Origin of the sequence: Parafrankia elaeagni (assembly GCF_000374165.1) — a bacterium.
In the GTDB taxonomy this organism is placed as follows: domain Bacteria; phylum Actinomycetota; class Actinomycetes; order Frankiales; family Frankiaceae; genus Parafrankia; species Parafrankia elaeagni.
The window spans coordinates 39,626-61,949 of the sequence record NZ_KB893714.1 but is presented as its reverse complement, the minus strand read 5'-3'; the positions used below and the strand labels follow the sequence as shown (position 1 = coordinate 61,949).

General features: G+C 69.7%; 19 protein-coding genes, 1 tRNA gene and 3 pseudogenes. 14 read left to right on the top strand and 9 right to left on the bottom strand.

The window, feature by feature from the left end:
- Positions 1-2 precede the first annotated feature (2 nt).
- The 3 genes from B207_RS0109185 (at position 3) to B207_RS0109175 (ending at position 4,777) form a co-directional block, all read left to right on the top strand.
- A complete protein-coding gene (locus B207_RS0109185) occupies positions 3-1,169 on the top strand; it encodes an ABC transporter ATP-binding protein (RefSeq protein WP_018636230.1) in 1,167 nt (388 codons plus the stop codon).
- On the top strand, positions 1,166-1,927 hold the full coding sequence (locus B207_RS0109180) for an ABC-2 transporter permease (protein ID WP_018636229.1): 762 nt from the start codon (positions 1,166-1,168) through the stop codon (positions 1,925-1,927). The genes B207_RS0109185 and B207_RS0109180 overlap by 4 nt, the downstream gene beginning before the upstream one ends.
- 243 nt (positions 1,928-2,170) lie before the next feature.
- Positions 2,171-4,777 carry an FUSC family protein gene (locus B207_RS0109175; protein WP_230204931.1) on the top strand — a complete coding sequence of 869 codons (2,607 nt, stop codon included), beginning with the start codon at positions 2,171-2,173 and terminating at the stop codon, positions 4,775-4,777.
- On the opposite strand, the gene B207_RS0109170 is transcribed toward B207_RS0109175, so the two are convergent.
- Positions 4,708-5,178 (bottom strand): hypothetical protein, encoded by a 471-nt coding sequence (locus B207_RS0109170; RefSeq protein ID WP_018636227.1) that lies wholly within the window; start codon positions 5,176-5,178, stop codon positions 4,708-4,710. The genes B207_RS0109175 and B207_RS0109170 overlap by 70 nt on opposite strands.
- A gap of 165 nt (positions 5,179-5,343) precedes the next feature.
- Here B207_RS0109170 and B207_RS41225 point away from each other — a divergent pair, with 165 nt between their 5' ends.
- Positions 5,344-5,682, top strand: a complete 339-nt coding sequence (locus B207_RS41225) for a GNAT family N-acetyltransferase (protein ID WP_018636226.1) — start codon at positions 5,344-5,346, stop codon at positions 5,680-5,682.
- A gap of 720 nt (positions 5,683-6,402) precedes the next feature.
- Positions 6,403-6,690, top strand: coding sequence for a DUF7669 domain-containing protein (locus tag B207_RS43135; RefSeq protein ID WP_456095349.1), 288 nt, complete (start codon positions 6,403-6,405; stop codon positions 6,688-6,690).
- Positions 6,691-7,127: 437 nt separating this feature from the next.
- Here the strand turns inward: B207_RS43135 and B207_RS39640 are convergent, their stop codons facing one another.
- From B207_RS39640 to B207_RS39635, 3 genes are all read right to left on the bottom strand, one after another.
- On the bottom strand, positions 7,128-7,730 hold the full coding sequence (locus B207_RS39640) for a hypothetical protein (RefSeq protein WP_154675236.1): 603 nt from the start codon (positions 7,728-7,730) through the stop codon (positions 7,128-7,130).
- A gap of 223 nt (positions 7,731-7,953) precedes the next feature.
- Positions 7,954-9,468, bottom strand: coding sequence for an ISKra4 family transposase (locus tag B207_RS0109150; protein ID WP_084692069.1), 1,515 nt, complete (start codon positions 9,466-9,468; stop codon positions 7,954-7,956).
- A gap of 376 nt (positions 9,469-9,844) precedes the next feature.
- Positions 9,845-11,080 carry a S1 family peptidase gene (locus tag B207_RS39635; protein ID WP_154675235.1) on the bottom strand — a complete coding sequence of 412 codons (1,236 nt, stop codon included), beginning with the start codon at positions 11,078-11,080 and terminating at the stop codon, positions 9,845-9,847.
- 180 nt (positions 11,081-11,260) lie between these two features.
- Between B207_RS39635 and B207_RS39630 the strand changes: the two are divergent.
- A pseudogene (locus B207_RS39630) lies at positions 11,261-11,451 on the top strand (IS5/IS1182 family transposase); the annotation flags it as partial.
- Positions 11,452-11,973 (top strand): annotated as a pseudogene (locus B207_RS0109140) (replication initiator); the annotation flags it as partial. It abuts the pseudogene before it with no gap.
- On the opposite strand, the gene B207_RS0109135 reads toward B207_RS0109140, so the two are convergent.
- Positions 11,959-12,159, bottom strand: a complete 201-nt coding sequence (locus B207_RS0109135) for a helix-turn-helix transcriptional regulator (RefSeq protein ID WP_026310861.1) — start codon at positions 12,157-12,159, stop codon at positions 11,959-11,961. The pseudogene B207_RS0109140 and the gene B207_RS0109135 overlap by 15 nt on opposite strands.
- A 140-nt stretch (positions 12,160-12,299) precedes the next feature.
- On the opposite strand from B207_RS0109135, the pseudogene B207_RS42780 reads away from it, so the two are divergent.
- The 5 genes and pseudogenes from B207_RS42780 to B207_RS33180 all read left to right on the top strand — a co-directional run.
- Positions 12,300-12,497 (top strand): annotated as a pseudogene (locus B207_RS42780) (hypothetical protein); the annotation flags it as partial.
- Positions 12,498-12,935: 438 nt separating this feature from the next.
- Positions 12,936-13,148 carry a helix-turn-helix transcriptional regulator gene (locus tag B207_RS42775; RefSeq protein ID WP_026310876.1) on the top strand — a complete coding sequence of 71 codons (213 nt, stop codon included), beginning with the start codon at positions 12,936-12,938 and terminating at the stop codon, positions 13,146-13,148.
- Positions 13,145-14,668 (top strand): tyrosine-type recombinase/integrase, encoded by a 1,524-nt coding sequence (locus B207_RS33185; protein ID WP_063820897.1) that lies wholly within the window; start codon positions 13,145-13,147, stop codon positions 14,666-14,668. Before B207_RS42775 ends, B207_RS33185 begins: the two co-directional genes overlap by 4 nt.
- A gap of 18 nt (positions 14,669-14,686) precedes the next feature.
- Positions 14,687-14,775, top strand: a tRNA-Ser gene (locus B207_RS0109115).
- A 384-nt stretch (positions 14,776-15,159) separates the two neighbouring features.
- Positions 15,160-15,726 carry an SRPBCC family protein gene (locus tag B207_RS33180; RefSeq protein ID WP_084692068.1) on the top strand — a complete coding sequence of 189 codons (567 nt, stop codon included), beginning with the start codon at positions 15,160-15,162 and terminating at the stop codon, positions 15,724-15,726.
- 173 nt (positions 15,727-15,899) lie between these two features.
- On the opposite strand, the gene B207_RS0109105 is transcribed toward B207_RS33180, so the two are convergent.
- Positions 15,900-16,736 (bottom strand): SAM-dependent methyltransferase, encoded by an 837-nt coding sequence (locus B207_RS0109105; RefSeq protein ID WP_051102473.1) that lies wholly within the window; start codon positions 16,734-16,736, stop codon positions 15,900-15,902.
- A gap of 1,124 nt (positions 16,737-17,860) precedes the next feature.
- On the opposite strand from B207_RS0109105, the gene B207_RS33175 reads away from it, so the two are divergent.
- On the top strand, positions 17,861-18,178 hold the full coding sequence (locus B207_RS33175; protein ID WP_051102472.1) for an FDXHR family putative zinc-binding protein: 318 nt from the start codon (positions 17,861-17,863) through the stop codon (positions 18,176-18,178).
- A 166-nt stretch (positions 18,179-18,344) separates the two neighbouring features.
- On the top strand, positions 18,345-19,316 hold the full coding sequence (locus tag B207_RS0109095) for a hypothetical protein (protein WP_018636216.1): 972 nt from the start codon (positions 18,345-18,347) through the stop codon (positions 19,314-19,316).
- A gap of 95 nt (positions 19,317-19,411) precedes the next feature.
- Here the strand turns inward: B207_RS0109095 and B207_RS33170 are convergent, their stop codons facing one another.
- The 3 genes from B207_RS33170 to B207_RS0109080 form a co-directional block, all read right to left on the bottom strand.
- Positions 19,412-19,810, bottom strand: a complete 399-nt coding sequence (locus tag B207_RS33170; protein ID WP_018636215.1) for a DUF3817 domain-containing protein — start codon at positions 19,808-19,810, stop codon at positions 19,412-19,414.
- On the bottom strand, positions 19,807-20,247 hold the full coding sequence (locus tag B207_RS33165) for a hypothetical protein (protein WP_018636214.1): 441 nt from the start codon (positions 20,245-20,247) through the stop codon (positions 19,807-19,809). The genes B207_RS33170 and B207_RS33165 overlap by 4 nt, the downstream gene beginning before the upstream one ends.
- Before the next feature lie 594 nt (positions 20,248-20,841).
- A complete protein-coding gene (locus tag B207_RS0109080; protein WP_026310859.1) occupies positions 20,842-22,203 on the bottom strand; it encodes an ICP22 family protein in 1,362 nt (453 codons plus the stop codon).
- Between the last annotated feature and the right edge of the window lie 121 nt (positions 22,204-22,324).

Below are 22,324 nucleotides of genomic sequence, written 5' to 3'. Positions count from 1 at the left end.
TGATGATCGAGGCACGCGGGCTGACGAAGCGCTACGGGCGGACCACAGCGGTCAACGCCCTGACATTCAGTGTTCAGCCCGGCAAGGTGACCGGTTTTCTCGGCCCCAACGGCGCCGGGAAGTCGACGACAATGCGGATGATTCTCGGGCTCGACCACCCCTCGGCCGGCGACGTCCGCATCGGTGGCCGCCGCTACGCGGATCTCAAGGAGCCGCTGCGCGAGGTGGGCGCGCTGCTGGAGGCGAAATGGGTGCACCCGAACCGCTCGGCGCGGTCGCACCTGCGCTGGATGGCGGCGTCCAACCGCATTCCGGCGAAGCGGGTCGACGAGGTACTGGAGATCGTCGGCCTCACCGGCGTCGCCGGACGCCGGGCCGGGGGCTATTCGCTCGGTATGGCCCAGCGCCTGGGCATCGCGGTCGCGCTGCTGGGCGACCCCGGAGTCCTTCTCTTTGACGAGCCCGTGAACGGCCTCGACCCGGAGGGCATTCTCTGGATCCGCCAGTTCATGCACCGGCTGGCACACGAGGGCCGCACGGTGTTCGTTTCCAGCCACCTGCTTTCCGAGATGGCGCTGACGGCGCAGGAACTGATCGTCATCGGCCGCGGTCGACTCATTGCCCAGACCAGCACCAAGAGCTTCATCGAGTCGGCCTCCGACTCCTCGGTGCGAGTGCGCGGGCCTGAGCTGGCTCGTCTCTACGGCGTGCTGACCGGGCAGGGCCTGGCAGTTCAGGAGGCTCCGGCCACCGAGGACTCCCCGGCTGCGCTGATCGTCCGGGGCACCTCCACCGAGCAGGTCGGCGAGTTGGCGGGCACGGTCGGCCTGGTGCTGCACGAGCTCACCGAGTCCCGCGGCTCCCTGGAACAGGCCTTCATCCAGATGACCGGTGGGGACGTCGAGTACCAGGCCGGCGGCCACACCTCGGCCGGTCCTGCGCCAGGTGGGCCGGGCGGGCCGGGTGGTCCGGGTGGTCCGGGTGGTCCGGGTGTGCCATCGGCGGCCTTCCCACCGCCGGGCACCGTGCCCTCGCCCGGTTCCGGCGCCGGCCCGGTGCCGCCGGGTCCAGTCATCCCTGGGGTTTCCGGGGGCCCGGCCGGGGCGCCCGCCCCGCCTGCCTCGCAGCCCGAGGCCGAGGCCGAGGCCCGGAGGGCGGGTAAGCCATGACGCTGCTGACTGTCGAGCGGATCAAGCTCTTCTCCACCCGTTCGCCGTGGTGGTGCATGATCATCGCGGTGGCGCTGACCGTCGGCCTCACGGCCATCTTCAGTGCGGCGACCGCCTCGGACGACCTGGACAGCCTCACGCCGGCGACCACCCAGTTCGCCTACAACTTCGGGCTGGTCGTGATGATGGTGATGGCGGCGCTGGCCGTCACCACCGAGTACCGGTTCGGGACGATCCGGTCGACGTTCCTCGCCGTCCCCGGCCGCACCCCCGCACTGCTGGCGAAGACCGTGGTCGTCGCCGGGCTCGCCGGCATCGTCGGCGAGATCACAGCGATCGCGTCCTGGGGCCTCGCGAAGGTCATCCAGCCTGATGCTCCGCTCGCGCTGGACACCAGCCAGGAGTACCGCAACGTCTTCGGCGTCGGGCTGATCTACCTGCTCGCCGCGGTCTTCGCGATCGGCCTGGCTCTCCTGATCAGGCACACGGCCGGCGCAGTCGTGGTCATGCTGGTGTACCTGTTCCTCGCCGAGAGCCTGCTGCCCGTCATCCCCCGGATCGGGGAGCACATCCAGGACTGGCTGCCCTTCATCGTCGGGAACAACTTCGTCGTCGCGGGCCAGCCGGAGGCCAGCGACGGCCCGCCGGTCATCGAGGGGCTGCCCTTCGGCCCCTGGGGGTCGTTGATCTACTTCGCGGTGGTCTGCCTGGTTCTGCTGGCAGCCGGTCTCGTCGCCGCGAAGCGCCGGGACGCCTGAGTAGCGGCTGCTACCCAGGCCTGTCCACACGCCCGAACGCTCGCCCCGGTGGGGGCCGGACCATCCGGCCGGGGCGGGCGAACCGGCGGGGCGCGCGCATCGTGAGCTCCCAGCCGGGTAGCGCCTACCTCGATGCGACGGCGACAGCGACGGCGACAGCGACGGTGGCTGCGGTGGCTGCGGTGGCTCGGCACCCGTGACCCCGGGCGCTTCTGCCTCACCTCGGCGGCCCGGGTCGCGATCGTGGCGCCCGTCGTCCTGGTGGGTGCGTTCGCACTCGTCGGCAATGTGCGGATGTGCCTCTTCGCCTGGTTCGGTGTCATCGCGCTGCTCGAGTTCGTCGACTTCGAAGGCACCGGGCGGGAACGGCTGCGCGCCTATCTGACGCTCACGGCGAGCGGTGCGCTGCTGATCGTGCTGGGCACGCTCTGCTCGCGGACGCTGGCGCTGGCGGCCGTCGCCTCGGCGGTTGTCGCCTTCGTCGTCATGTTCGCCGGTGTTCTCAACCCCTACGTGGCGGTTGCGGGCCGCTCCGCTCTGCTCGCGTTCGTGCTGTCAGTGATGACCCCCGGCCCGCTCGCGGCGATCCCCGAACGCCTGGCCGGGTGGGGGCTCGGCGCCGCAGGGTCGATCGTCGCCGTGCTGGTGCTGTGGCCACGCCGCCCACCCGACCGGCTGCGTGCCAACATCGCCGCCGCCTCCCGGGCCCTCGCCGCCGGGGTGACCTGGCCGCCTGCCGCCGGCCGGGAACGTACCGCCGGCCGGGAGCCTGCTGCCGGCCAGGAGCACACCGACACTGACACCGACATGAACACCGACGCTGACGAGACAGCGCGGGTCTGGGCGGAACTGCTGCGGCTGCGGCGGGAGTTCGCCGCGACGGCCCACCGCCCGACCGGGCTGGGTGGACGGGCCGCGGCACTCGGCTACATCTTCATCGACCTCAACTGGCTGCTCCCGTTCGCGTTGCCCTGGCCCGAGCGGGACCGGACCGCTCGGGCCTGCTTTCCCGCCGAGGCCGCCGAGATCCACGAGGCGGTCGCGGCGACGCTGCACGCGGTCGCGACCAGGATCGAGCCCTCGCGATACCACCACCACGGACTCCGGCGCAGCTCCCAGGGCGGGCCCCGGCCCGGTGACGCCCACCAGGCCGACGACCGCCTCGGGATGGCCCGGCTGGAACGGTCCGAACGGGCCATGCGCGCAGCACTCCTGCGATACCTCAGGAGCCAGGACGCCCCCGCATCGCCGAGGCGGGCCCCCGGCACCGACCAGCCCGGCGAACTGGGGGCATCCGCCGCGGCCGAGGTGCCTGGGCACAGCCCTCCGGCGCTCGCAGCCGCGGAGGCGTTCCGCCTTCGCCGGCTGGCTCGGGGCACCCGTGACCTGGCCCTGAACGTCCTGAAGGCCACCGCCCCCAGCCGTCGTCCGGGCCGGATGCCCGGCAGCCTGCCCGCGACGGAGCTGACCCGGCTGCGGAGCTGGGTCCGGGAGCGGGGAAGCGTGGCGACAGATCTCGCCGTCGGCTATGCCAGCACCCGTTCGGTGTGGTTCCGCAACAGTGTGCGAAAAGCCCTGGGGATCGCGCTCGCGGTGGTCATCGCCCAGCTGGTCGGTGTCGACCAAGCGTTCTGGGTGGTCCTGGGGACCCTGTCCGTGCTGCGCACCAACGCGATGGCGACCGCCTCGGCCGCCCTGCGGGCGCTGGCGGGCACCGTGATCGGCATCGCGGCGGGCGGCCTCGTCGTCATCGTCGCCGGCGACACGACCGCCGGCCTGTGGGCACTGCTCCCGCTTGCTGTTTTTCTCGGGAGCTACGCACGCCGGCTGGGTGCCTTCGCGCTCGGGCAGGCCGGCTTCACGGCCACGGTGATCCTGCTGTTCAACATCGTGGAGCCGGCGGGATGGCGGATCGGGATCGTCCGGATCGAGGATGTGATCATCGGGTTCGCCGTCAGCATCGCGGCCGGTGCGCTGCTGTGGCCGCGCGGTGCGGTCGCCGTCCTGCGGGCCCGGGCCCGGGCCGCCTACCTGAGCGCCGTACATTCCCTCGTCCTCGCCGCCTCCACCCTGCCCCACGAGCAGCAGCAACCCGGCCGGACGCCGGACGAGGCGGCCCGCGCCGCCCGCGGCGCCGTCCGCGCCGGGCGTCTCCTCGACGACGCCGTGCGGCACTTTCTCGTCGAGGACCCGCCGGAGCGCTTCGACATCGATGCCCTGATGATGATCGTCGCCGGCGCCCAGCGCATCCGCCGCACGGCCCAGCTGCTGAGACAGGGGGACGTCCCCTGGCCCGCAGACCTGCCGGAGATCGACAGGAGCACCGAGTTCGGCGCTGCCTTCCCGGCAGCCCGAGCCGCCCTCTCCCAGGACGTCGAAGGCCTGTGCTTCTGGTACCGCCGTTTCGCGGACGCCCTCGGCGTCGCCGGCCGACCACCGGCCCCCGACCTGACCCCGGGCGGGGGCGGCCCGGCGGGTCTGGCCCTGCTGCGAAGCATCGACGCGGGTGGCATCGACGCGGGTGGCATCGACGCGGGTGGCAACGACGCGGGTGGCAACGACGCGGAGATCGGGGCCACGAGGTCCGGGAGTACGCGCCCCGGGACCGGCCCGAGACCGGAGACGGTCGCCGGCATCGCGCTCGCCGCCCGCGCGGCCTACATCGACATCCTGCGAGGCATCGAGCCGATGATGACGGCCGCCGCGCTCGCACTCGAACGCCCCGCCGGCGACGACGTGGACGGCCTGTGGTCCTCCGGCGGCCCGGGGCCCACCGGGGGTCAGGCGCCGGAACCCCAGCAGTCACGGCCGGCCCCGGTGCGCTCGTCCGCCTTCATCCGCGCCTCATGAACATGCCGGTGCCCGCCGACGAGCTGACCGCGCACCCGCTCCTCCGCCGTCACGAAGGGCCGGTAGTACAGCGCGTCGTATTCCTCGACGATCTGGAAGGTCCACCTGCCGTCCAGGACATTGCGCCCGTGCAGCTCCTTCCGGACCTCGGCGGCAACACGCTCGTGGCCGGCCTCACGCAGTGCCTCGAGCGCCTCGCCCAGAATGATGTCAGCACGCCCGGAAAGATGATGGAACGAGTACAGCGCACCGCGGGCCCGTTCCACCCACTCCAGTGCCTCGCTCAGCTTGCCGGCGGCAACCGCGGTCGCGTCGTCGATCTCCGGGACAGTCCGGTCGCCGTCGGCCCCCGCGGCGCCCAACCGGTTCGTGGTGTGCGGGACGTCGCTTCTCATCACCATCTCGGCGTGCCCTCCACCGCGCAGTGGCAATCCAATCGCCGCCAAACATCGAGGGCTCGGCTCGCGTGACGCTCCAGGGCTCGCGTGACGCTACAGGACAGGGAAAATCGATTGGCTGAACCACCACGCCGGGCACACTGAGTCTGTGGATCTGGTGATACGTCTGTGGATCTGGTGATACGGCCGCTGACCACCGCAGACGTGGACGAGGTGGTTGCGTTCTCGGTGGATGCATGGGACCCGGTGTTCGCGTCGGTCGAGCAGGTGTTCGGGCGTGCCGTCTTTCTCCGGGTGTATCCGGACTGGCACATGTCTCATGCCGAGTTCGTGCGCGGGGTCTGTCTGGGGGATAAGGCCAGAGTCTGGGTCGTGGACGTCGACGGACACCCCGTCGGTTTCGTCGCCGTCATCGTTGATCTGGAGTCGAGTAGCGGTGAGATTGAGATAGTCGGCGTCGACCCGCATCATCAACGGAAGAGCATCGGAAATTCCTTGATGACGTAAGCCGTTGATCACATCCGAAGATCTGGGTGCGGCGTTGCCGTGGTCGTTACCGGAGGCGATTCGGGCCATGCATCCGCGCGAGCCACCTACGAAAGTGCCGGCTTCACGAGACTGCCCTTCGGCCAGCGCCCGTACAGCCGACGGCGCAACACCGACTCAGGCGACATCCCGTTCGCGCGGCGGCAGTACGGGCCTGCGGCACGTCGCCGTGTCGCTGTCGCTGCTGCTGTGGCTGAAATGCCAGCGTTCCGGCGACAAAGGTCGCCCGTCGGGCAGGCACAGCGTCGACGTCCTGTCGCGGCGTGTACGCGAACTGTGTGAACAAACAGGACGGTTCGGCGACGATCGGACCGCGGACGCACTGACGGGCTACCGCCCGCCGGCCGATCCAGGGCCCACGGGTGACGTCACGGACAGCACCGGAGCGGGCTGTGAGATCCTGGATTCGCACCCGGCGGGCACATGGCGGGCAGACTCCGGCGAGGCTGCTCGTTCGGCTGGTGACCTGCTGCGGCGCTGGCGGCGCTGCTCGGCCGGAGGTCCCGCTGAGTCCCATGGTCAACGAGGCAGAATCAGTGCCCACGGAACAGGCACGGAACGGTTCCAGCCCCCCGGGGGGCGTCTCCGTCCGTGTGGCTCTCCCGCGCTGGGCGCGCTGGGGCCGGCGGCGCGCTGGCGGGGCGCCCTGCTCACACTCCCACCGTCAGTCGGTCCGAAAACATGCACTACCGTCCGACCGCGTGCTCCAGCCATACTCGGCCCATGACAGCACGTTCGGAGATCCTCGATGCGGTCCCTTCCATCTGCGACGCGAACGGCGAGTTTGAACTCATTGACGCTGTCAATGAGCTTCGAAGGCGCGGGAGCCGCTACAAGGAATCGACCATCAGGACCCACATCATCTCGCGTATGTGCCGCGACGCGAGCAAAAATCACGCAGTCACCTACGACGACTTCGCTCACGTGCGACCGGGAAGGTACCGCTTGATCGACTGGAAGTCGGATTAACTCATGGCGCGAAGCACCTAATCCGTAGTCAGACCTGGATCTTCCACTGATGTCCGTGGACGTCCGCCCTGTCCGTTGACCAGGATCGCCCCGTCCGCGGGTGTCTGCTGCCGTCCGCCAGGGTCCAGCAGCTTGGCTGTTCAGTTTGGGCTGTCACGCGCGCCACGGCTTAGATCACGTGACGGGCGGTTGACGCTGAGGTCCGGGAGCATATCGGGAGGCATTGCCGATCTTTCCGGGCGGCGGATGTGCCCTTTCTAGCATCCGACCGGTGACTACGGTAAAAGCCGTCACCGCAAGTCGTCACAGGAAGTTGGCGATCAAACACGGAATCCACTCGACAGTGAAGAGCCGTAAATCCTCGACGTCGGGACTCTGGTGCCCGACACAATGCCCCACGCCCGCTCGCGACCCAGCACGGGGGCCGAATCCTCACCTCAGCTCGTGGGCAGGTACCAGACGTAGATCGCCTTGGTCGCGCCACATGAATCGACGCCGCCATCTCTTGCCTCCGGGTCGGAGACAGAGCCGCCGAATGAGACCCGCTGACCTACGATGCCAATGGTCTTCCCAGTCGCGTCAACCACTCGAAGTGGATCGCTATTGACCTGCGCGCCGGCAGGGAAGATGAGGTGCATGCGCTCACCGTCGTCTGCGGCGAGATAGAGGCACTTCAACTGGTCGTCTTGGCTAAGTACGCCCCCAATGAGATTGGTTCGCGCCCCCTGCATCTCAACCGGAGCTGTCTCGATTCGAATATCGCCGGAGGCCGTGCTTGCTTGTTGCGCGGCTGAGGATGGGGTGCTTGATGACTGAGTGCTGCTCTCAACAGCACGGGCAGAATCCGGGCTGGAGTCGTCGCCACATGCGGACATCATCGCGAGGTACGCCAGCGCCGAAACGGTGCACACTATCCGGACCCACCGCTCCGGAAGCGAAGCGGGCTGCCCGGTTTTTACGCGGGCAGCCTCGGTCGGTTCCATTCCGGGTGCCGCAGAAAAGACTACGTAGTTACGCATCTCTTGCCGATTGTCGACCACGGGCCGATCCTCCAAATCTTGCGTGATCCTCGTATCCGGAAACGCAATCTCCGGATATAGGTCTATAGGAGCTTACAGCGCCAGAATGGCTACCGCAAGCCGTCAAGAGGCTCGTAGTATTTTGGGAGCGTCTTCGCGGACCACGGCCTCGCGGCCGAATGGGAATACATTTCGGGTTGACTGTGTCATCTTCGATGGGTGTAGTTCTCGCCAAGTGACTTGATCATGTCGGTGTGTAGGTTTCGGCGAACTTGCTGTGATGGTTGCGGTGTTGTTCCTGGTCGAGGTGGTAGGCCCAGTAGGCGTCGAAGTCGCCGTTGGTGACGACGGCGCGGAGAAGGAGGACGGCTTCGGCGCCGTCGAGGCCCCATCTCGCTCCGGTGATGTCGAAACGGTCCTTGACCAGGTGTCGGCAGGAGCCCTCGACGACGCCGGTCGCGATCGGCCAGCCGTTCGCGAGCGCGAGGTCGTAGCGCAGGTAGGAGGCCTTGGCGTCGAGGTAGTCGGCTGCGGTGTCGGCGCCCTTGCGTTCGGTGGCGTTGTAGTGGTTGCGGGTCGCGCGGCGACGGAAGCCGGAGGCGATCGCCTTTGCCCGGCCGGCGAGCACGCCTCGGGCCTGCGCGTGGACCCAGTCCTCCGCGTCGGGGTCACCCTTGTCGAAGAACGACCAGGCCGCGGTCCAGATGTATTCGAGGACGTGGACGAAGTCGACCACGATGGTGACCGCCGCCTTGCGGCGTGTCGCCTCGGTGCGGATCGCCTCGATCTGGGTGTTGTTCCCGTCGACGAGCACGACCCAGGTCCGCTGGTGGTGGGGGTCGCGCCGTTCGGCCTCATCGAAGCCGGCCGTGATGACGGTGGCGATGTCGTCGACAACGGAGGCGGTCAGCCACTTCCCGGTGGCCTTCGGCCCGTCCGCCCGTGGCCGCGGCGTCTCGTCGGCCCCGGCCTTCGAGCGGGGACGGCGGGCGATGACGTCGTCGACGGTGCGCGGCGCCGGGGTGATGTCGTGCACGACCGCGATCTCGGCCATCCGTTTGCGGTTGGCCTTCTCACCCGGAGACAGGCGGGTGGACAGCCGGTGGGTGGCCGCCCCGGCGGCCTTCGCGGTCGCCGGGCGCAGCGCTTCGGGACGCATGACGATGCCCTTGCCATCGAACTGGAGGACCAGCAGCCGACCGGCGGGGCTGACCTCGGGCCGCGCCTGGGCGTAGAAGGCATCAACGTCGGCGGCCAGGCCGCGGACGAGCTCGACGGCGAGCCGTTTACCCAGGACCTGGCCGGTCGCGCGGGCGACCGCGTCGACCGCGTCGTCGAACGAGCCCCGGGTCACCTCCAGGGCGAGCCTGCGCGCGAGCGTGTGCGAGTACAGCCCCGCCGGCAGGTTCAGCGCCGCATCCGCGGGATGCAGGTTGCCCACTCCCGCCGCGCGGTAGGCGTGGCGGCTGACCGTGACCTGCCCGAACTGGGACACCAGCCGCCGGTCATGGCCGCGCTCGGTCCGGGTACGGGTCACACCGTCGGCGCCGACCGGCGGCGGGTCAGCCCGCTCCTCCTCACGTGCCCGCAGGTCAAGATGGCCCTGGAACAGCGCCCGCAGGACCTCGCGGCCATGCCGGTCGATCAGTTCCTCGACCTCGTCGTGCCTGCCAGAGCGAGCCTCCGCACCGGCGAGCAGCGCCTCGAGCGCGAAGTACCGCACTCTGGCCTCGGTGAACGGGCCCGCCGGCGGCGGCACGGCCGGCTCCTCGTACCCTGACACGCAGGCTCCTTCTTGCTGTCACGTCCCACTGGTTTCGTCACCACGGAACGTAGCGAGAAGGAGCTTCTTTCTTGATCAATAGCAGCACGCCACCCAGAGATCATTAGCGCAACGATCTCACTCAGCCGGAACTACACCCATCTTCGATGATCTGCCCGGCGCAGTGGACGGTCGGTCTGTATCTACAGCGCCACCGGCGTACCGTCGCAGGCACGCCGGTGGCAGTTGCGGTTCCGTTTCACCGCTAAAGTGAGGGTTTCTTTGGAAGGTGGCCTATGTCGGGGAACGGGAATCGTGGAGTTGTTGGCTGGTATTCTCGGCGCGAGGTTTCGGTGATCTCCGAGATCACAGGTCAGGCTGTTGTCAGAAGAGTTGCCTGGAGAATTGATTCAATTGTCGAGATCTTGTGGAGGACGCAGGAGATCCCGCCGTAGGCTGCCCAGCCACCGACATGCATTCCTGAGGCCAAGGCATTGGACGAGCCGGACCGCTGGTACCACGGACCACCCGAGTCTCCGTGCTGGCAGAAAGAGTCGAAGTTGAAGGTCTGGGTGAGATTCGTCGTGCAGCCGGCCGAGTCGCACAACTGCTCGTTCGTATTGATGATCTGGGCGCCGCACTTTGCCAGGGTATAAGAGCCGTCAGAGCAGATGTACTCGTTGACCCCGGGGTTGACCTTTCCGGTGACCACTCTGCTCGTGGGTTCGCCGGGATCTGAGTAGACCCTGTTCGTGTACGTCTGCCCCGCAGCATAGATCATCTCGGCGTCGGGATTCGGGAAACTGCGAAACACGACGTTTCCGACGAAATTGCCACCAGACGTGACTGCGGCCCCCGAGCTAAAGCAATGTCCGGCGGTCGCGACGAACCGTGTTCCATAGACGTTCGAGGTATAGGTGAAATTGCTGGTGCAGGAGGCCCCGGAGGACGAGATCCTGGCGGCACCGTAATGAGGGCTTGCGTCGGCCAGGCGTGAATGGCGGCCGATGCTCGGCGACATCTCTACCTCGACAAGGTCACCGAACAGTTCCTTCAGTGCGCGTGCATGTTCATCTGAGCTAGTGACCACCCGCACGGTTGAAGTGCTCGGTTCGAGACCAAAACTGTAGGTGGCCTTCGCGTCTGACCAGGACTTGGATGAACCTAGTGTCGTCAGAACGCTGAAAAGCTCGGTACCTGGGCGACAACTGGTCCGTATGTCAATTTTCGACGAGAAAGAAGAATTGGCGAGGCGATCGGTCGCAGCGGCACGCTGGGTATCGGATTCCGCAGAGTCAAGTACGACGATGATCCGCTGCGAGTTGTGGTCTGCAGACACACCTAACACGGTGCGGCCGAGGTTCCGGACCTCCTCATTGACACTCCGGGCGGCTGCCTGCCCCTCCGGGTTTGCCAACCAGTCCTCGATCTGTCGGTGCCCCTCCGCGGTAATCGGTGAGGCGGCCAGCGCACTCCGGTCCGGAGCGGAGCAGATCTTCGGTGCATCCGGAATTGCCTGCGTCTGCGCTCCCGCCGGGGTTATGGACAGAAAACCTGGAATGGCCGCTGCTACGAGGGCTACGCAGGCGGACCTTATCTGGGCTCGCATGAAGTCGGATGCTAGGTTATTCCTGAAATCTTGTCAAAATTTTAACGTTCCGTGAAAGCGAAATGATCAAAGCTGAGTGTAAAATCCCTGGCCACAGCCTTTCCCTGGCCGCCCGGAAAATGTTGACGCCCGGTGACTGTTGCAGGGTGTGAGTGTCCTTGGATCCGCAATGACGGGGGGTGGTGGTCCGGCAAGATCGCCAATCGTGGCGGCAACATCCAGATACTGCCTGCCCCTGACGACGGCTGGCGGCTGTGGGTCTCCGACGTCCGGTCCGGGGCCGCGAGCACGACTCGATCGCCCTGAAAGCCTCCGGCGGGCTGCGGATTCTCGTCGCGTGGTCCGCCGACCTGCACCAGGTCCTGTTCGATACTGACGCGCACCGTCGGCACGTCGAACGGCTCGCGAACGCGCTGCGTCACGAACCGCGCTCGCCTGGCTGCTCGAACTGGCTGCGTTACGGCGTCCAGCCGCGCAATCCGAAACCCGGACTCGTCCCGGGCCGGTGCCGCGGGAAGGCGCACCGACGGGAGACCCTCGGGTTCGGCGGACGGCGGGTGCTGGTCTCCCGTCGCTGGTCCGGCAAGACACTGGCCGATCATCGGGCCGACCGGATCGCCTGGGTCCGCGAACAACTCGAAGCCCTCGGCCACACCGACTCCGGCTCGGGCACCGGCCCGGCGGGCGGTCCCGGCCCTGGTGCCGATCCGGCCAGGACGGTCTGCACCCTGTTGCGGCCCGGCGACCCGGCCGCACCTCGACGCGAACACCTGCTGTTGCAAGCCGTCGCGCAACGCCGTGCCTGGCGGGCACAGCTCGACGCGGCCCGCGGCCCGACCTCCGGCAACCCACCGGGAGGTTCGGGCGGCGTGACGGCGTCATGTGCTGCCTGACGGCCTCGGTGCGCGTCGCGCGGCGATCCACCGTTCGATGTCGGCCGTCTCCCACACCTTGCCGGCGGACAGCTCGGCAACCGGCTTCGGGAACGTCGGGTCGCCCGTCTCGATCTGGTGTACCCGCTGCCGGCTGACACCCAACCGCTCGGCGATCTCCGCCGTCCCCATCAGGTGGTGAGTCATGTCCGGAGAGTAATTGACAGTCGCAAACCCGCGGGAGATCCTCGAAAGGCCTTGGCGACCGCCAAGCTTTGGGCCTCGCTGGCGATTCCGGCGCCGGTGGCCGCTCCGCGAACCGATCCCTGACGCAGCAAGCGAGACCCGTGACCATCTTCCCGCCTTCCGGCAACCCGTGGCGCAACCCCCAGGATGACGAACCTTTCGCCAGCATCCGGCGGACCGCCCACGGCGACCACGCGATCGTCCTGCGGCCCGGCGCGGACGTCCGCGACCTCGTCGGGGCCCTGCGCGCCCTTCCGGCAAGCGCGATCTTCACCGACCACTTCGGCGACGTGAACGTCACGCTCGTCTTCCGGCCCGTGCCGGGAACGGCCCCCGGCGCCACCCGGCCGCCGCTCGGCGACCTTCAGCCCACTCGGTCCAGCCACACCGACCGGTGGATTTCGACCGGCCCGATCGACCGGCCGCCGTGGGGCCTGCCGTCCCAGCACTGCGCTGACGCGGTCTACGACTCCCTGACCGGGGTCGACCTCGGCGAGCACGACCACACGATCATCCACTGGCTCGCGCGCTGGGATGCCCCGACGGTGACCACCGTCGCCAGCCTCCTCCGCCGCGCCCGGCGAGCCGACCTCCCGCCTCGGCTTCTCCGACGGGTGGCGGACCGGAGCGGACGGCTACCGACGATGCAGGCCGTCCGCTCCGGTCGCGACCCACCACACGTCTCCATCCGTCCATCGGCGTGTTCCGGCACGCCCGTGATCTCTGAAAAGGCACACATGATCAACAGGGCTGGGAAGGAATCGGCCCACGACGAATGGCTCACCGCGGCGGACGTGATCGCGGAGGTCCGTGTACCGCGGTCGACGTTCTACCGCTGGCGTCAGCTGGGGATCGGCCCTCGTTCGGTGAAGCTCCCGAACGGGGACGTCCGGATCCGGCGCTCGTGGCTGGATGGCTGGCTCCGCAACCTGGCGAAGGACGCGGCGTGAGCGGCGAAACGAGCTTCGACGTCAGGTTCTGGGACATCAAGAAGCGCAACGACGGGCGTAGCCGGCCCTGGCGGTTCCGCTGGGCGGTTGCCGACCGTGAGCGTGACGAGTATTTCCGCACAAAGGCACTCGCGGACGGCTTCCGAAACAAGCTGGTCAAGGCGGCTCGGGCCGGTGAGGCGTTCGACATCGCCACCGGGCGGCCGGTTTCGGAGGTCCGGGCGCAGAACTCGCCCCGCTGGGTCGACTTCGCCCGGGGCTACGTCGGGCACGTGTGGGCCTCCGCCGCGCCGAAGTCCAGGCGGTCGATGGCGGATGCGCTGGCGACCGTGACGGCTGTGCTCGTGACCTCGAACCGCGGCGCGCCCGATCCGAAGGTGCTTCGGCAGGCGCTGTACGGGTGGGCGTTCAACCACTCGAAACAGGACACCGCGCCACCCGATGAGATCGCCTCGGCGCTCGCCTGGATCTCGTCGGCGTCGGTCACGGTGGCGGCGATGAGCGACCCGGCCGTCATCCGGGCGGCCCTCGGTGCGTGTGGGCGCAAGCAGGACGGCACCCCGGCGGCGGCCACGACCTTCCGTCGCAAGCGGGCTGTGTTGCATCACGCCCTGGGCCACGCGGTCGAACAGCAGCTTCTCGACTCGAACCCGGTGGAACGGGTGCAATGGAAGGCGGCAGAGGTGGCGAAGACGGTGGACCGGCGGGTGGTCGCGAACCCGGAGCAGGTGCGCGTGCTGCTCGACGCGGTCTCGAAGCGGGCCCGGACCGGTGACCGGCTCACGGCTTTCTTCGGCTGCCTCTACTACGCGGGCACCCGCCCGTCCGAAGCCCTCGCGATCACGGTGGACAACCTGACCCTTCCCGAACAGGGCTGGGGGCGGCTCGGCCTGGTGGGCTCCGAACCGCGGGCAGGCGGTGACTGGACGGATGACGGCCGGCCGCGGGACCGGCGCGGACTGAAGCGGCGTGGCCAGCACGAGACCCGGCCGGTTCCGATCCCGCCCGAACTCGTCGCGCTGCTGCGGCGGCACCTCGACACCTACGGGACGGGGGAGGGCGGCCGGCTGTTCCGCACCCTGCGGGGCCGGCCCTCCGCAGGACAGCCACTACACGGCACTGTGGCGGCGGACGCGGGCGGCGGCACTGACACCGGCTCAGAGGCGGCATCCCCGCTCGCGCGGCGGCCGTACGATCTGCGGCACGCGGCCGTGTCGCTGTGGCTGAACGCCGGTGTTCCGGCAACGGAGGTCGCCCGTCGGGCCGGGCACAGTGTGGATGTCCTGTTGCGGGTGTACGCAAACTGCGTGGACGGGCAGGACCAGTTCGTCAACGATCGGATCACGGACGCACTGACGGGCCACCCTCCGACGGTCGCCCCGGCGCCGAAGGGTGACGTCACGGGCGGCACCGAAGCGGGCTGTGAGATCCTGGATGTCGAGATCCTGGATGTCGAGATCCAAGATCTGCACCCGGCGGGCACATGGCGGGCAGACTCCGGCGAACCGGACGTAGCCTGACGATGTTTCCGCAGGTCAGGAGGGCTCGCCTAGTGGCCGATGGCGGCGGTCTTGAAAACCGCTAAGGGGAGTGATCCTCTTCGTGGGTTCGAATCCCACGCCCTCCGCTCTGTGATGTCCCAGGACGTCAACATAGCCCTGAACCTGCGATCCCGGGTTCAGGGCTTCGTGCTTTCGGGGCCGTCCCGCGGGGTCCACAGGGAACGTTGGAACCGTCGGCACGGATGAGGTGGGTCCTGGCGGGCGAGCGCCTGGCTGCCGAGGACTCCGATGCTGGCGATCATCCGCGGCGGCTGCCAGACGTCGAAATTTCCATGATCGAAATGGTGTCGGCGGTTCCGTGGCCGGCCGGGTGGGCGGCGCTTCGCCTCGGCACAATCCGCTTCGGCGATGGTGGCGGATCCCCGAAGCCCGTTGTGGTGGGGTGTGTTTAGTGCCGGGCCATCGGGGATGACGGGTCAGGTCCGACCCCGGAACCGATGGGAGACACCATGACGAGCACGGTGCAGGAGTCGATCGACGTAGCTGTTCCGATCCGGGCCGCCTACAACCAGTGGACGCAGTTCGAGTCCTTCCCGAACTTCATGGAGGGTGTGGAGTCGGTCCAGCAGTTCGACGACACGCACACGCACTGGAAGATCCGGGTGGCCGGCGCCGAGCGGGAGTTCGACGCGACCATCACCGAGCAGCACCCGGACGAGCGGGTCGCCTGGAAGAGCACCGAGGGCACCCAGCACGCGGGTGTGGTCACATTCCACCGCCTGGCGGATGACCAGACCCGGGTGACGGTCCAGATGGAGTGGGAGCCGGCGGGTCTCGCCGAGAAGGCGGGTTCCGCCGTGGGCGCGGACGAGCGCCGGGTGAAGGGGGACCTGAAGCGGTTCAAGTCCTTCATCGAGCACCGCGGCCAGGAGACCGGATCGTGGCGCGGTGACGTGCCGCGGCCGGATACCGCTGGCCCCGCCGGGCTGGGCTCGCCGTCGTCAGCCACGGGCGCGGCGGCCGACGCGTGGCCGAGCGGCACGGACGACCGGCGGCCCAGCGGCGGCAGTTTCTGATCTCGGGCCCAGCGGGCGGGGCGTCCAGGCGCCCCAGTCCGGGGGTGTGACCGGCCGGACGCGGCTGCTGACCTGGCCTGGCCTGGGGCCAGGCCAGGCCAGGCCAGGTCAGGTCAGACCGCATCCGGCCGTCCGCCGTTCCCACGGGTGGGGGACCTGGCCGCTCGGGGTGGTCACGGAATTCGGGCGATTCCCCCGTACCAGCTGACCTGGGCGTCTGTGGGCCCGTCCGGGGCGACGTCCGCACGCCAGCGATGGACGATCTGTACCCCCGGCTCGACGAGTTCCAGCCCGTCGAAGAAACCTTCGACCTCGGCCCGGGTCCGCGTCGTGAGCGGGATGCCCCGCTGCCGGTAGATCTCGACGAGCCGCCCGGCCTCCTGCGGGGCGGCGTCCGCCGTGGCGTGGGTGAGGGCGAGATAGCTGCCGGAGGGCATCGCGGCGAGGTATCGGCGCAGGAGATCGGCGACCTCCGCCGGGTCGGGGAAGAAATGCAGGATCGCGATCAGCGACAGCGCGATCGGGCGGCCCAGGTCCAGAGTGTCCCGTACCTCGGCCGAACCGAGGATCCGCTCAGGGTCGCGCAGGTCGGCGTCCAGGTAGGCGGTGCGACCCTGGGGGCTGCTGGTGAGCAGCGCGCGGGCATGGGCGAGAACGATCGGGTCGTTGTCCGCGTAGACCACGCGTGCGTCGGCGGCGATGCTCTGGGCCACCTCGTGCAGATTGGGCGAGGTGGGGATACCGGTGCCGATGTCCAGGAACTGGCGCAGGCCCACCTCGTCGACGAGGAACCGGGTGGCGCGGTGGACGAACGCCCGGTTCTGCTGGGCAGCGACCCGCAGGGCTGGAAAGGCCTTGAGCGCCTGCTCGGCGGCTTCCCGGTCCGGTGGGAAGTTGTCCTTGCCGCCAAGGAAGAAGTCGTACATCCGGGCGGAGTGCGGGACATCCGTCCGCAGGTCAGTCGAACCCACTCGGTCAACCAGCCTGTCCCAGCGGGTCCTCGGCTCCATGTCGGTCACGTCCCGGCCTCTCGGTCGTCGTCGGGGACTTCTGGCACCCTGTCGCCCGAGCCCGGCTCGGCGTCTGCGCCCCCCTGGGTCAGGGTCTGCAGGTCAGGGCCTGCGGATCTGCAGGCCCTGAGGGGCCCGGGGAGCGCTACCCGCGCAGGGATCAGACGGTCTGTCTGGATTAAGGTGCTTCGCCGACTTTACCGCTGCGGATTGCGAGGGATCGCGCACGCTCCGGTTCAAGTCCTGGCTGTCCGAGTGGACCCGGCGCGTGCCGCCAGGGCTCGCGGATCCGTCGCGACCGGCCCTGGCCGCCCTGGCCGCCCGGGCGGCCAGGGGGTGGGGTCCAGCCGGCTGCGGCGCCGGCCCTGGTCCGGCAGGTGGTCGCCGGCATCTGTCCTCAGGGCAGCTGTGGCTCTGTCTCATCCTGGAGGCCAGGCCACCATCTTTGTTCTTTGTTTCGATGCGGGCCAGGAACGCATTTTCCCTCAGTCATATTCTTGGGTTTTCAGTAGTTCTCGGGCCGGAAATCTGAAATGACGGACACTGCGCCTTCCTGAATCCAGCGTTTCATGTTTCGTGTCGGATGTCGGATGTTCGTGGGTTGGCAGGTGGTACTGCCCGAATAGATTCGGCCGACCTTGGGGCCCTGAGGCTGTGGGTCGTCGTCGCCGCCGTCCTGCCGGTGAGCGTGGTGGGCGCGCGTTCGGACGCCCGAACCACAGGAGGCGCAGGCTGTGGGGCGGGGGAGTGGCCGGCGGGAGTAGTGGGCGCCGCACGGCCGGGGCTGGTCCCGTGGCCGGCAGGGTTCGCCCGATCAGGCCGGAAGCCTGCCGGGAGGTGGCCATCGCGCGCAGGCCGGTATGTGGCCCCGCGCAGGGCTTTCTGCCTGGGAGAGACCAGGTAGGCGGGTCGCCGGACCACCTGGAAGGGCTATGGAAGGGCGGAACCAGGAAGAACTCTGAAGAGTCGACGCCCGGTTGCGTGACGCTTGTGCCGGTGTACGACAGGATGGCCGGGTGCCTCCCCGCCGCTCTGCCGGTCGGCGCGCGATCCCGACCCCGCTCGCGCCGAATACCGCCCCACGTGCCGTTTCGGTGACGCTGCCGGCCCGGTCGGGTCCGTCCATGCAGCCAGCTCTTCCGCTGCCTGTCGAATCCTCGCGTCAGCCTGCGCGGTTCCGGGACCTTCCGGTCGTGGTGAGCTGCGGCGGCTGCGACGGTCGCTGGTCCGAGCTGGACGCTGCTCACTGCCGCGCCTGCCACCAGATCTGGCCGACTGCGGTGGGCTTCGACGACCATCTGGCCGAGTGCCCGGCCGCTCCCGAGATCGCGCCCAGGAAGGCGAAGCGGATTCCCGACCAACGCCGGCATACCCAGGACGGTGCGGAGGTGCAGGCCGAGCCGCCAGCCGGAGCCGCGCGTGAAGAGTGGAACGTCGCCTGAGCGAGGGCTCCCGGCCGCCCGCGAGCGGCCGCCGCTGATCCGTGCCCGGAGGTCGTTGCGCTCAATGAGCGCAACCACTCGGTGATCGGGTGCGCAAGCTGCTACGGTCCGGCGCGGGAACGCGCTCGTGCGTTCCGTGGACAGCGGGCTCGGGGCGGGAGGCGGCATGACCGTGTGCGGGCTGCTGCGGCTGGACGGGGCGGATGTCCGCCGCTCCGAGCTGACCGGGATGCTCGCGGCGTCCTCGATCGGGCTGCCCGCGGCGCGCCAGGTGCACCTTGACGGGTCGTTCGGTGTCGTGGCAGCTGCCAACGACGCGACCGAGCCGATGCCCCCCGTTCTGGTCGAGCCGTCTGGGCTGGTGATCGTGATCGCCGACCATGGCCCAGGTGGGCGGGTGGTCCCCGTCAGGCGGGCCCGCGACGGCCACGCAGGCACCCGCACAGGTCCTTCGCTCCACGTGGGCCGGCTCGACCGACCGGACCGGCCACGCGGGGCGGGCCAGCCGGCTGGAGTCGTCCGTGTCACCGGCCCGATCGAGGCGGTCGGGTCCGCGCGCCGGTCCGAGGCGGGGCGAGCGGGAGCGGGATCGGTGACGGTGCTGCGCCCCGTGCAGCCACGGCGCCCGGTGCCGTCAAGCCGCCAGGGCAATGACATCCGCCTGGGCAACGACATCCGTCCTGGCCACCCGCACGACATGGCAGACGACGCCGGCCACGTCCGGGACACGGACACGGACACGGACCCGGGCCAGCTCGGCGCCATCGAGGACGCCTGGCGCACGGAGAACGGGGCAGGAGACCGCAACGCGCGGGCCGCAGCCGCGCTCCTGCGGGCCTACCGGGCCGCCGGGCACCGTGCGCTCGGCACGCTGGGCGAGCACCTGCTGGCGATCGTCTGGGAACCGGCCCGGCGGCGGCTGATCGTCAGCCGAGGCGGACGACGCGCCGACGACCTGGTGATCTGGTCCGACGGCAGATACTTCGCCTTCGGCGTGGAGCAGGCCCAGGTGCTCGCGGCGGGCCCCCTGGGAACCGGCCGCCCACGCCGGCTCGCGGCCGGCGAGACGCTGCCCGTCACAGTTGCCACCAGGCTGCGCCGCCCGCCCGCCGCGGAGTTCAGCGGCCCGCGGAGCTGATTCGGGCGCGAGGCCGGGGAGGCGGGGAGGCGGGCACCGGGTCGGTCCCCGGTGCTCAGGTGCTCCATCACCACACGGCGGCCCCGACGGGGGACCTAGCTGGCGAGTCGCCCCTGGCCCGTACCAGGGGCGGTGGGAGCCGTACCCAGGCCGGCGCGCACGATCGCCGCCACCTTCCGCTCCGCGACGAAGGACAGAAAGGGGATCGTGCCGGCGAGCATGACCAGAATGGTGCGCCTGGGCGGGAAGCCGCAGCGGGTCGCCAGGTCGAACGTCGCCGCCAGGTAGATCATGTAGAGCAGGCCGTGGAACGGGCCGATCGCCGACACCACGGACGGCTCGTCCGCCAGGTACTTGAGTGGCATCCCCACGACCACCAGCGCGATCAGCACGACACCGACCACGTAGGCGATGATCCGATAGCGCAGCAGAGAGGCGCGGACGGCTGCGGGTGCCGACCTGGAACTCGCGGCGGCGCTGGAGGATGCCGTCACCGGTGGGCCCCCTTGGTGTCGTTCCGGCTGTCGTTCCCGGGGTCGTTGCCAGAGGCCGCGGCGTCGCGCTCGTAGAGCGAGGCGAGATACCGGTTGTAGGCCGCGAGCTCGCGGTCCTCGTCGGTCTCCGGTGTGTCGTCCGGAGTGCTGATCATGACGGGGGCCTCCGGCGCGATGCGCCCACCCTGGCCCCACTGGGGCCCGGTGTCGTCGGGATCGCGTGGGCGGAGATCCTCGGAGACCATCCGCCACCACCAGTAGACGACGAACGCCGCGAAGATCGGCCACTCGACCCCGTAGAAGAGGTTCTGCAGGCTGCCGTGTTCGGATTCGCCCTTGGTCCACTGCCAGATGCCCATGCGCATGAAGAGCAGCACCAGGCCGAGCGCGAGGGCATGGCGGGCGAGCCACGACGGGCGGAACAGAATCCTGCGCACGGAGCCGACGGTACCTGGCGGGTTGCGCGAGGGGGTAGGCCGGCGATCCGGACGTGGCGGACGTCCCTGCTCCCGCAGTGGCGCTGTTCTGACGTCGAAGTGCCGGCCGCGCGCGTTTCCGGGGCTGGCGAAAGGGGTGGGAGGGCCCGTGAACGGGGAGGGCGGCCCTCCCACCGCCGGTGGGAGGGCCGCGACGGCACACAGAAGGACACCGTTGCCGGTGGAAGTGTGAGGTGCGCGATCTCGCCACCCGGTGCGGACGTGAGCCCGACGGAGCTGCGGTGCCTGGTTCGGCCCGCCCGCCCGGCTGGGGGGGGTTAGCGGGGTCGGGCGGGCCGGAACGACCACCGCAACCTGGCGCGGTGTACGGCGGTGCGTTCATATGTCCAGTCGCCCGGCACCCCGTCCAGGTTGCCGCCAATCCCAAGTTTTTTTGCCATTGTTGTTCGAGAGTCGAAAGGTCGTCTGGAGTGGTGTTCCAGATGACTCTGGGGTGATCGCCGGTGGCCGGCGCTGCTGGTGGCCGGCGTTGCTGGTGGCCGGCGCTGCGCGGGGTGCTGGACGCGGTGGCGTGACTGGCGCCGCGGCCAGGTCTCAGTAAAGGACGACTGCGGCGAGGGTGAGCGGTCCGCTGCCGACGATCGTGACGGAGGTCGGGCCGTCCGCGCGGGGGAGCTGCACGGACACCACGGCATCGGCGGCGCCGTGCCGACCGCTCAGCGCCACCCGGTGGAACGCGGCGTCCCGCCCCTCGCCGACGACCACGGTGACACTGCCGGCTGACGAGCCCAGGTAGACGTCGAGGCGGCGAGGCTCGGACGTCCGGTCCACCTCCAGGCCGACACGTGACGTGATGAGGCGGTCGTTGTCCCTGGAGCCCGACGCGACGGGTTGACCGCCGGTCCAGGAGAAGGGGTTCGAGAAGCCGCCGGCTCCGGCGCCGGCCGAAATACGGGATGTCCCGATCCGTGCCCGGGGTGCCGCCGCGCGGGTCTGCACCCCGCCCTCGTCGAACAGGACCCAGTCGAGACAGCCGGCGGTTGGCAGGTTGATCTGGTCGGCGCGCCCGAACGGCCGGGCCGAGGCACTGCTGGGCCCGGTTTCGTGCCGCCCGTCGCCGCGGTCCGGGCTGACGGCGGCGGGACCCTGGCCATCGCGGTCGCCGTATCGCCTGTCGCGGGGGCCGTTCTCGGGCTCGTTGCCGGACCCACGCCCGTCATGGTCGCGTGCCCAGTCGTGGCCGCCGGGTTCGCCCCTGCCCGAACCTGACCCGTCACCGCGTTCCGCTCCGGCATCCGGGCCCGAGGCGGCGGGCGGTCCGCCCTGGGAGTTCGGCCCGCTGCTGCCGGGTGCTCCGGACGGCCCGGGGTCGGCGCGGGTCCCGGGGGGCGGCGGACTGTCGGCGGTGCCTGTGCCCGCTGTCGGGCCGGGCGGGCTCTGTGACGGGGACGACGAGCCGTCGGCCTGGCCCGGCGCCGGCGCTGGCGCCGGGCCGTCCGGGCGGAGGGAGATGTCCGGCGGCTCCGGGCTCCGCGCGGTTGCCGGCTGCGAGGCCGCCGTCACGGTGCCGAGGTCGGTGCCGCCGCCGCTGAGCATGCCGTTGAGCAGGAACAGCGCAGCCAGGACGGCGGTGCTGGCACCGACGAGCAGTGGCATACGCGCGCGCTGCGGGCGGCGGCCGGTGGAGCGCCGTCTCCGTAGGGCGCGAAGGCCCCGGGTGGCGTCATCCGGGGCTGTGCCGACAGGGACCGTGATCCCTGACCGGCTCGTGGCGGGGGCGGAACGGGACGCGAGGCCGCCGACCGGCGTGGCGGGAACGCCGGCGGCCAGCAGGCGGGCGCGGATCCGTTCCGTGTCCGGAGTGTGATTCGCCTGTTCCTCGGCCAGCAGTGCCCGCAGCGGGCCGGTGAAATCATCGGCGGATGGCGGCGGTGCTGTGCGGTGATCGTCTCCCACCGCCCCGCGGCCTGGTGAGCGTCTGCTCCAACGGCTCCGGATCATGGCAGGCCCATTATGCGACTTCTGGAAGCTTCGGGCGTCCCCACGTGGCCGTGCCCGCCCACTCATGCGCCGACCT

Bases quoted from the DNA above. Each gene is read 5' to 3' on its own strand.
- B207_RS43135 (WP_456095349.1), top strand. From the start codon at position 6,403: ATGCACTACCGTCCGACCGCGTGCTCCAGCCATACTCGGCCCATGACA.
- B207_RS42775 (WP_026310876.1), top strand. From the start codon at position 12,936: ATGATCAACAGGGCTGGGAAGGAATCGGCCCACGACGAATGGCTCACC.
- B207_RS33175 (WP_051102472.1), top strand. From the start codon at position 17,861: ATGCAGCCAGCTCTTCCGCTGCCTGTCGAATCCTCGCGTCAGCCTGCG.
- B207_RS33180 (WP_084692068.1), top strand. From the start codon at position 15,160: ATGACGAGCACGGTGCAGGAGTCGATCGACGTAGCTGTTCCGATCCGG.
- B207_RS0109135 (WP_026310861.1), bottom strand. From the start codon at position 12,159: ATGACTCACCACCTGATGGGGACGGCGGAGATCGCCGAGCGGTTGGGT.
- B207_RS0109170 (WP_018636227.1), bottom strand. From the start codon at position 5,178: ATGGTGATGAGAAGCGACGTCCCGCACACCACGAACCGGTTGGGCGCC.
- B207_RS0109185 (WP_018636230.1), top strand. From the start codon at position 3: ATGATCGAGGCACGCGGGCTGACGAAGCGCTACGGGCGGACCACAGCG.
- B207_RS0109105 (WP_051102473.1), bottom strand. From the start codon at position 16,736: ATGGAGCCGAGGACCCGCTGGGACAGGCTGGTTGACCGAGTGGGTTCG.
- B207_RS0109180 (WP_018636229.1), top strand. From the start codon at position 1,166: ATGACGCTGCTGACTGTCGAGCGGATCAAGCTCTTCTCCACCCGTTCG.
- B207_RS0109095 (WP_018636216.1), top strand. From the start codon at position 18,345: ATGACCGTGTGCGGGCTGCTGCGGCTGGACGGGGCGGATGTCCGCCGC.
- B207_RS39635 (WP_154675235.1), bottom strand. From the start codon at position 11,080: ATGCGAGCCCAGATAAGGTCCGCCTGCGTAGCCCTCGTAGCAGCGGCC.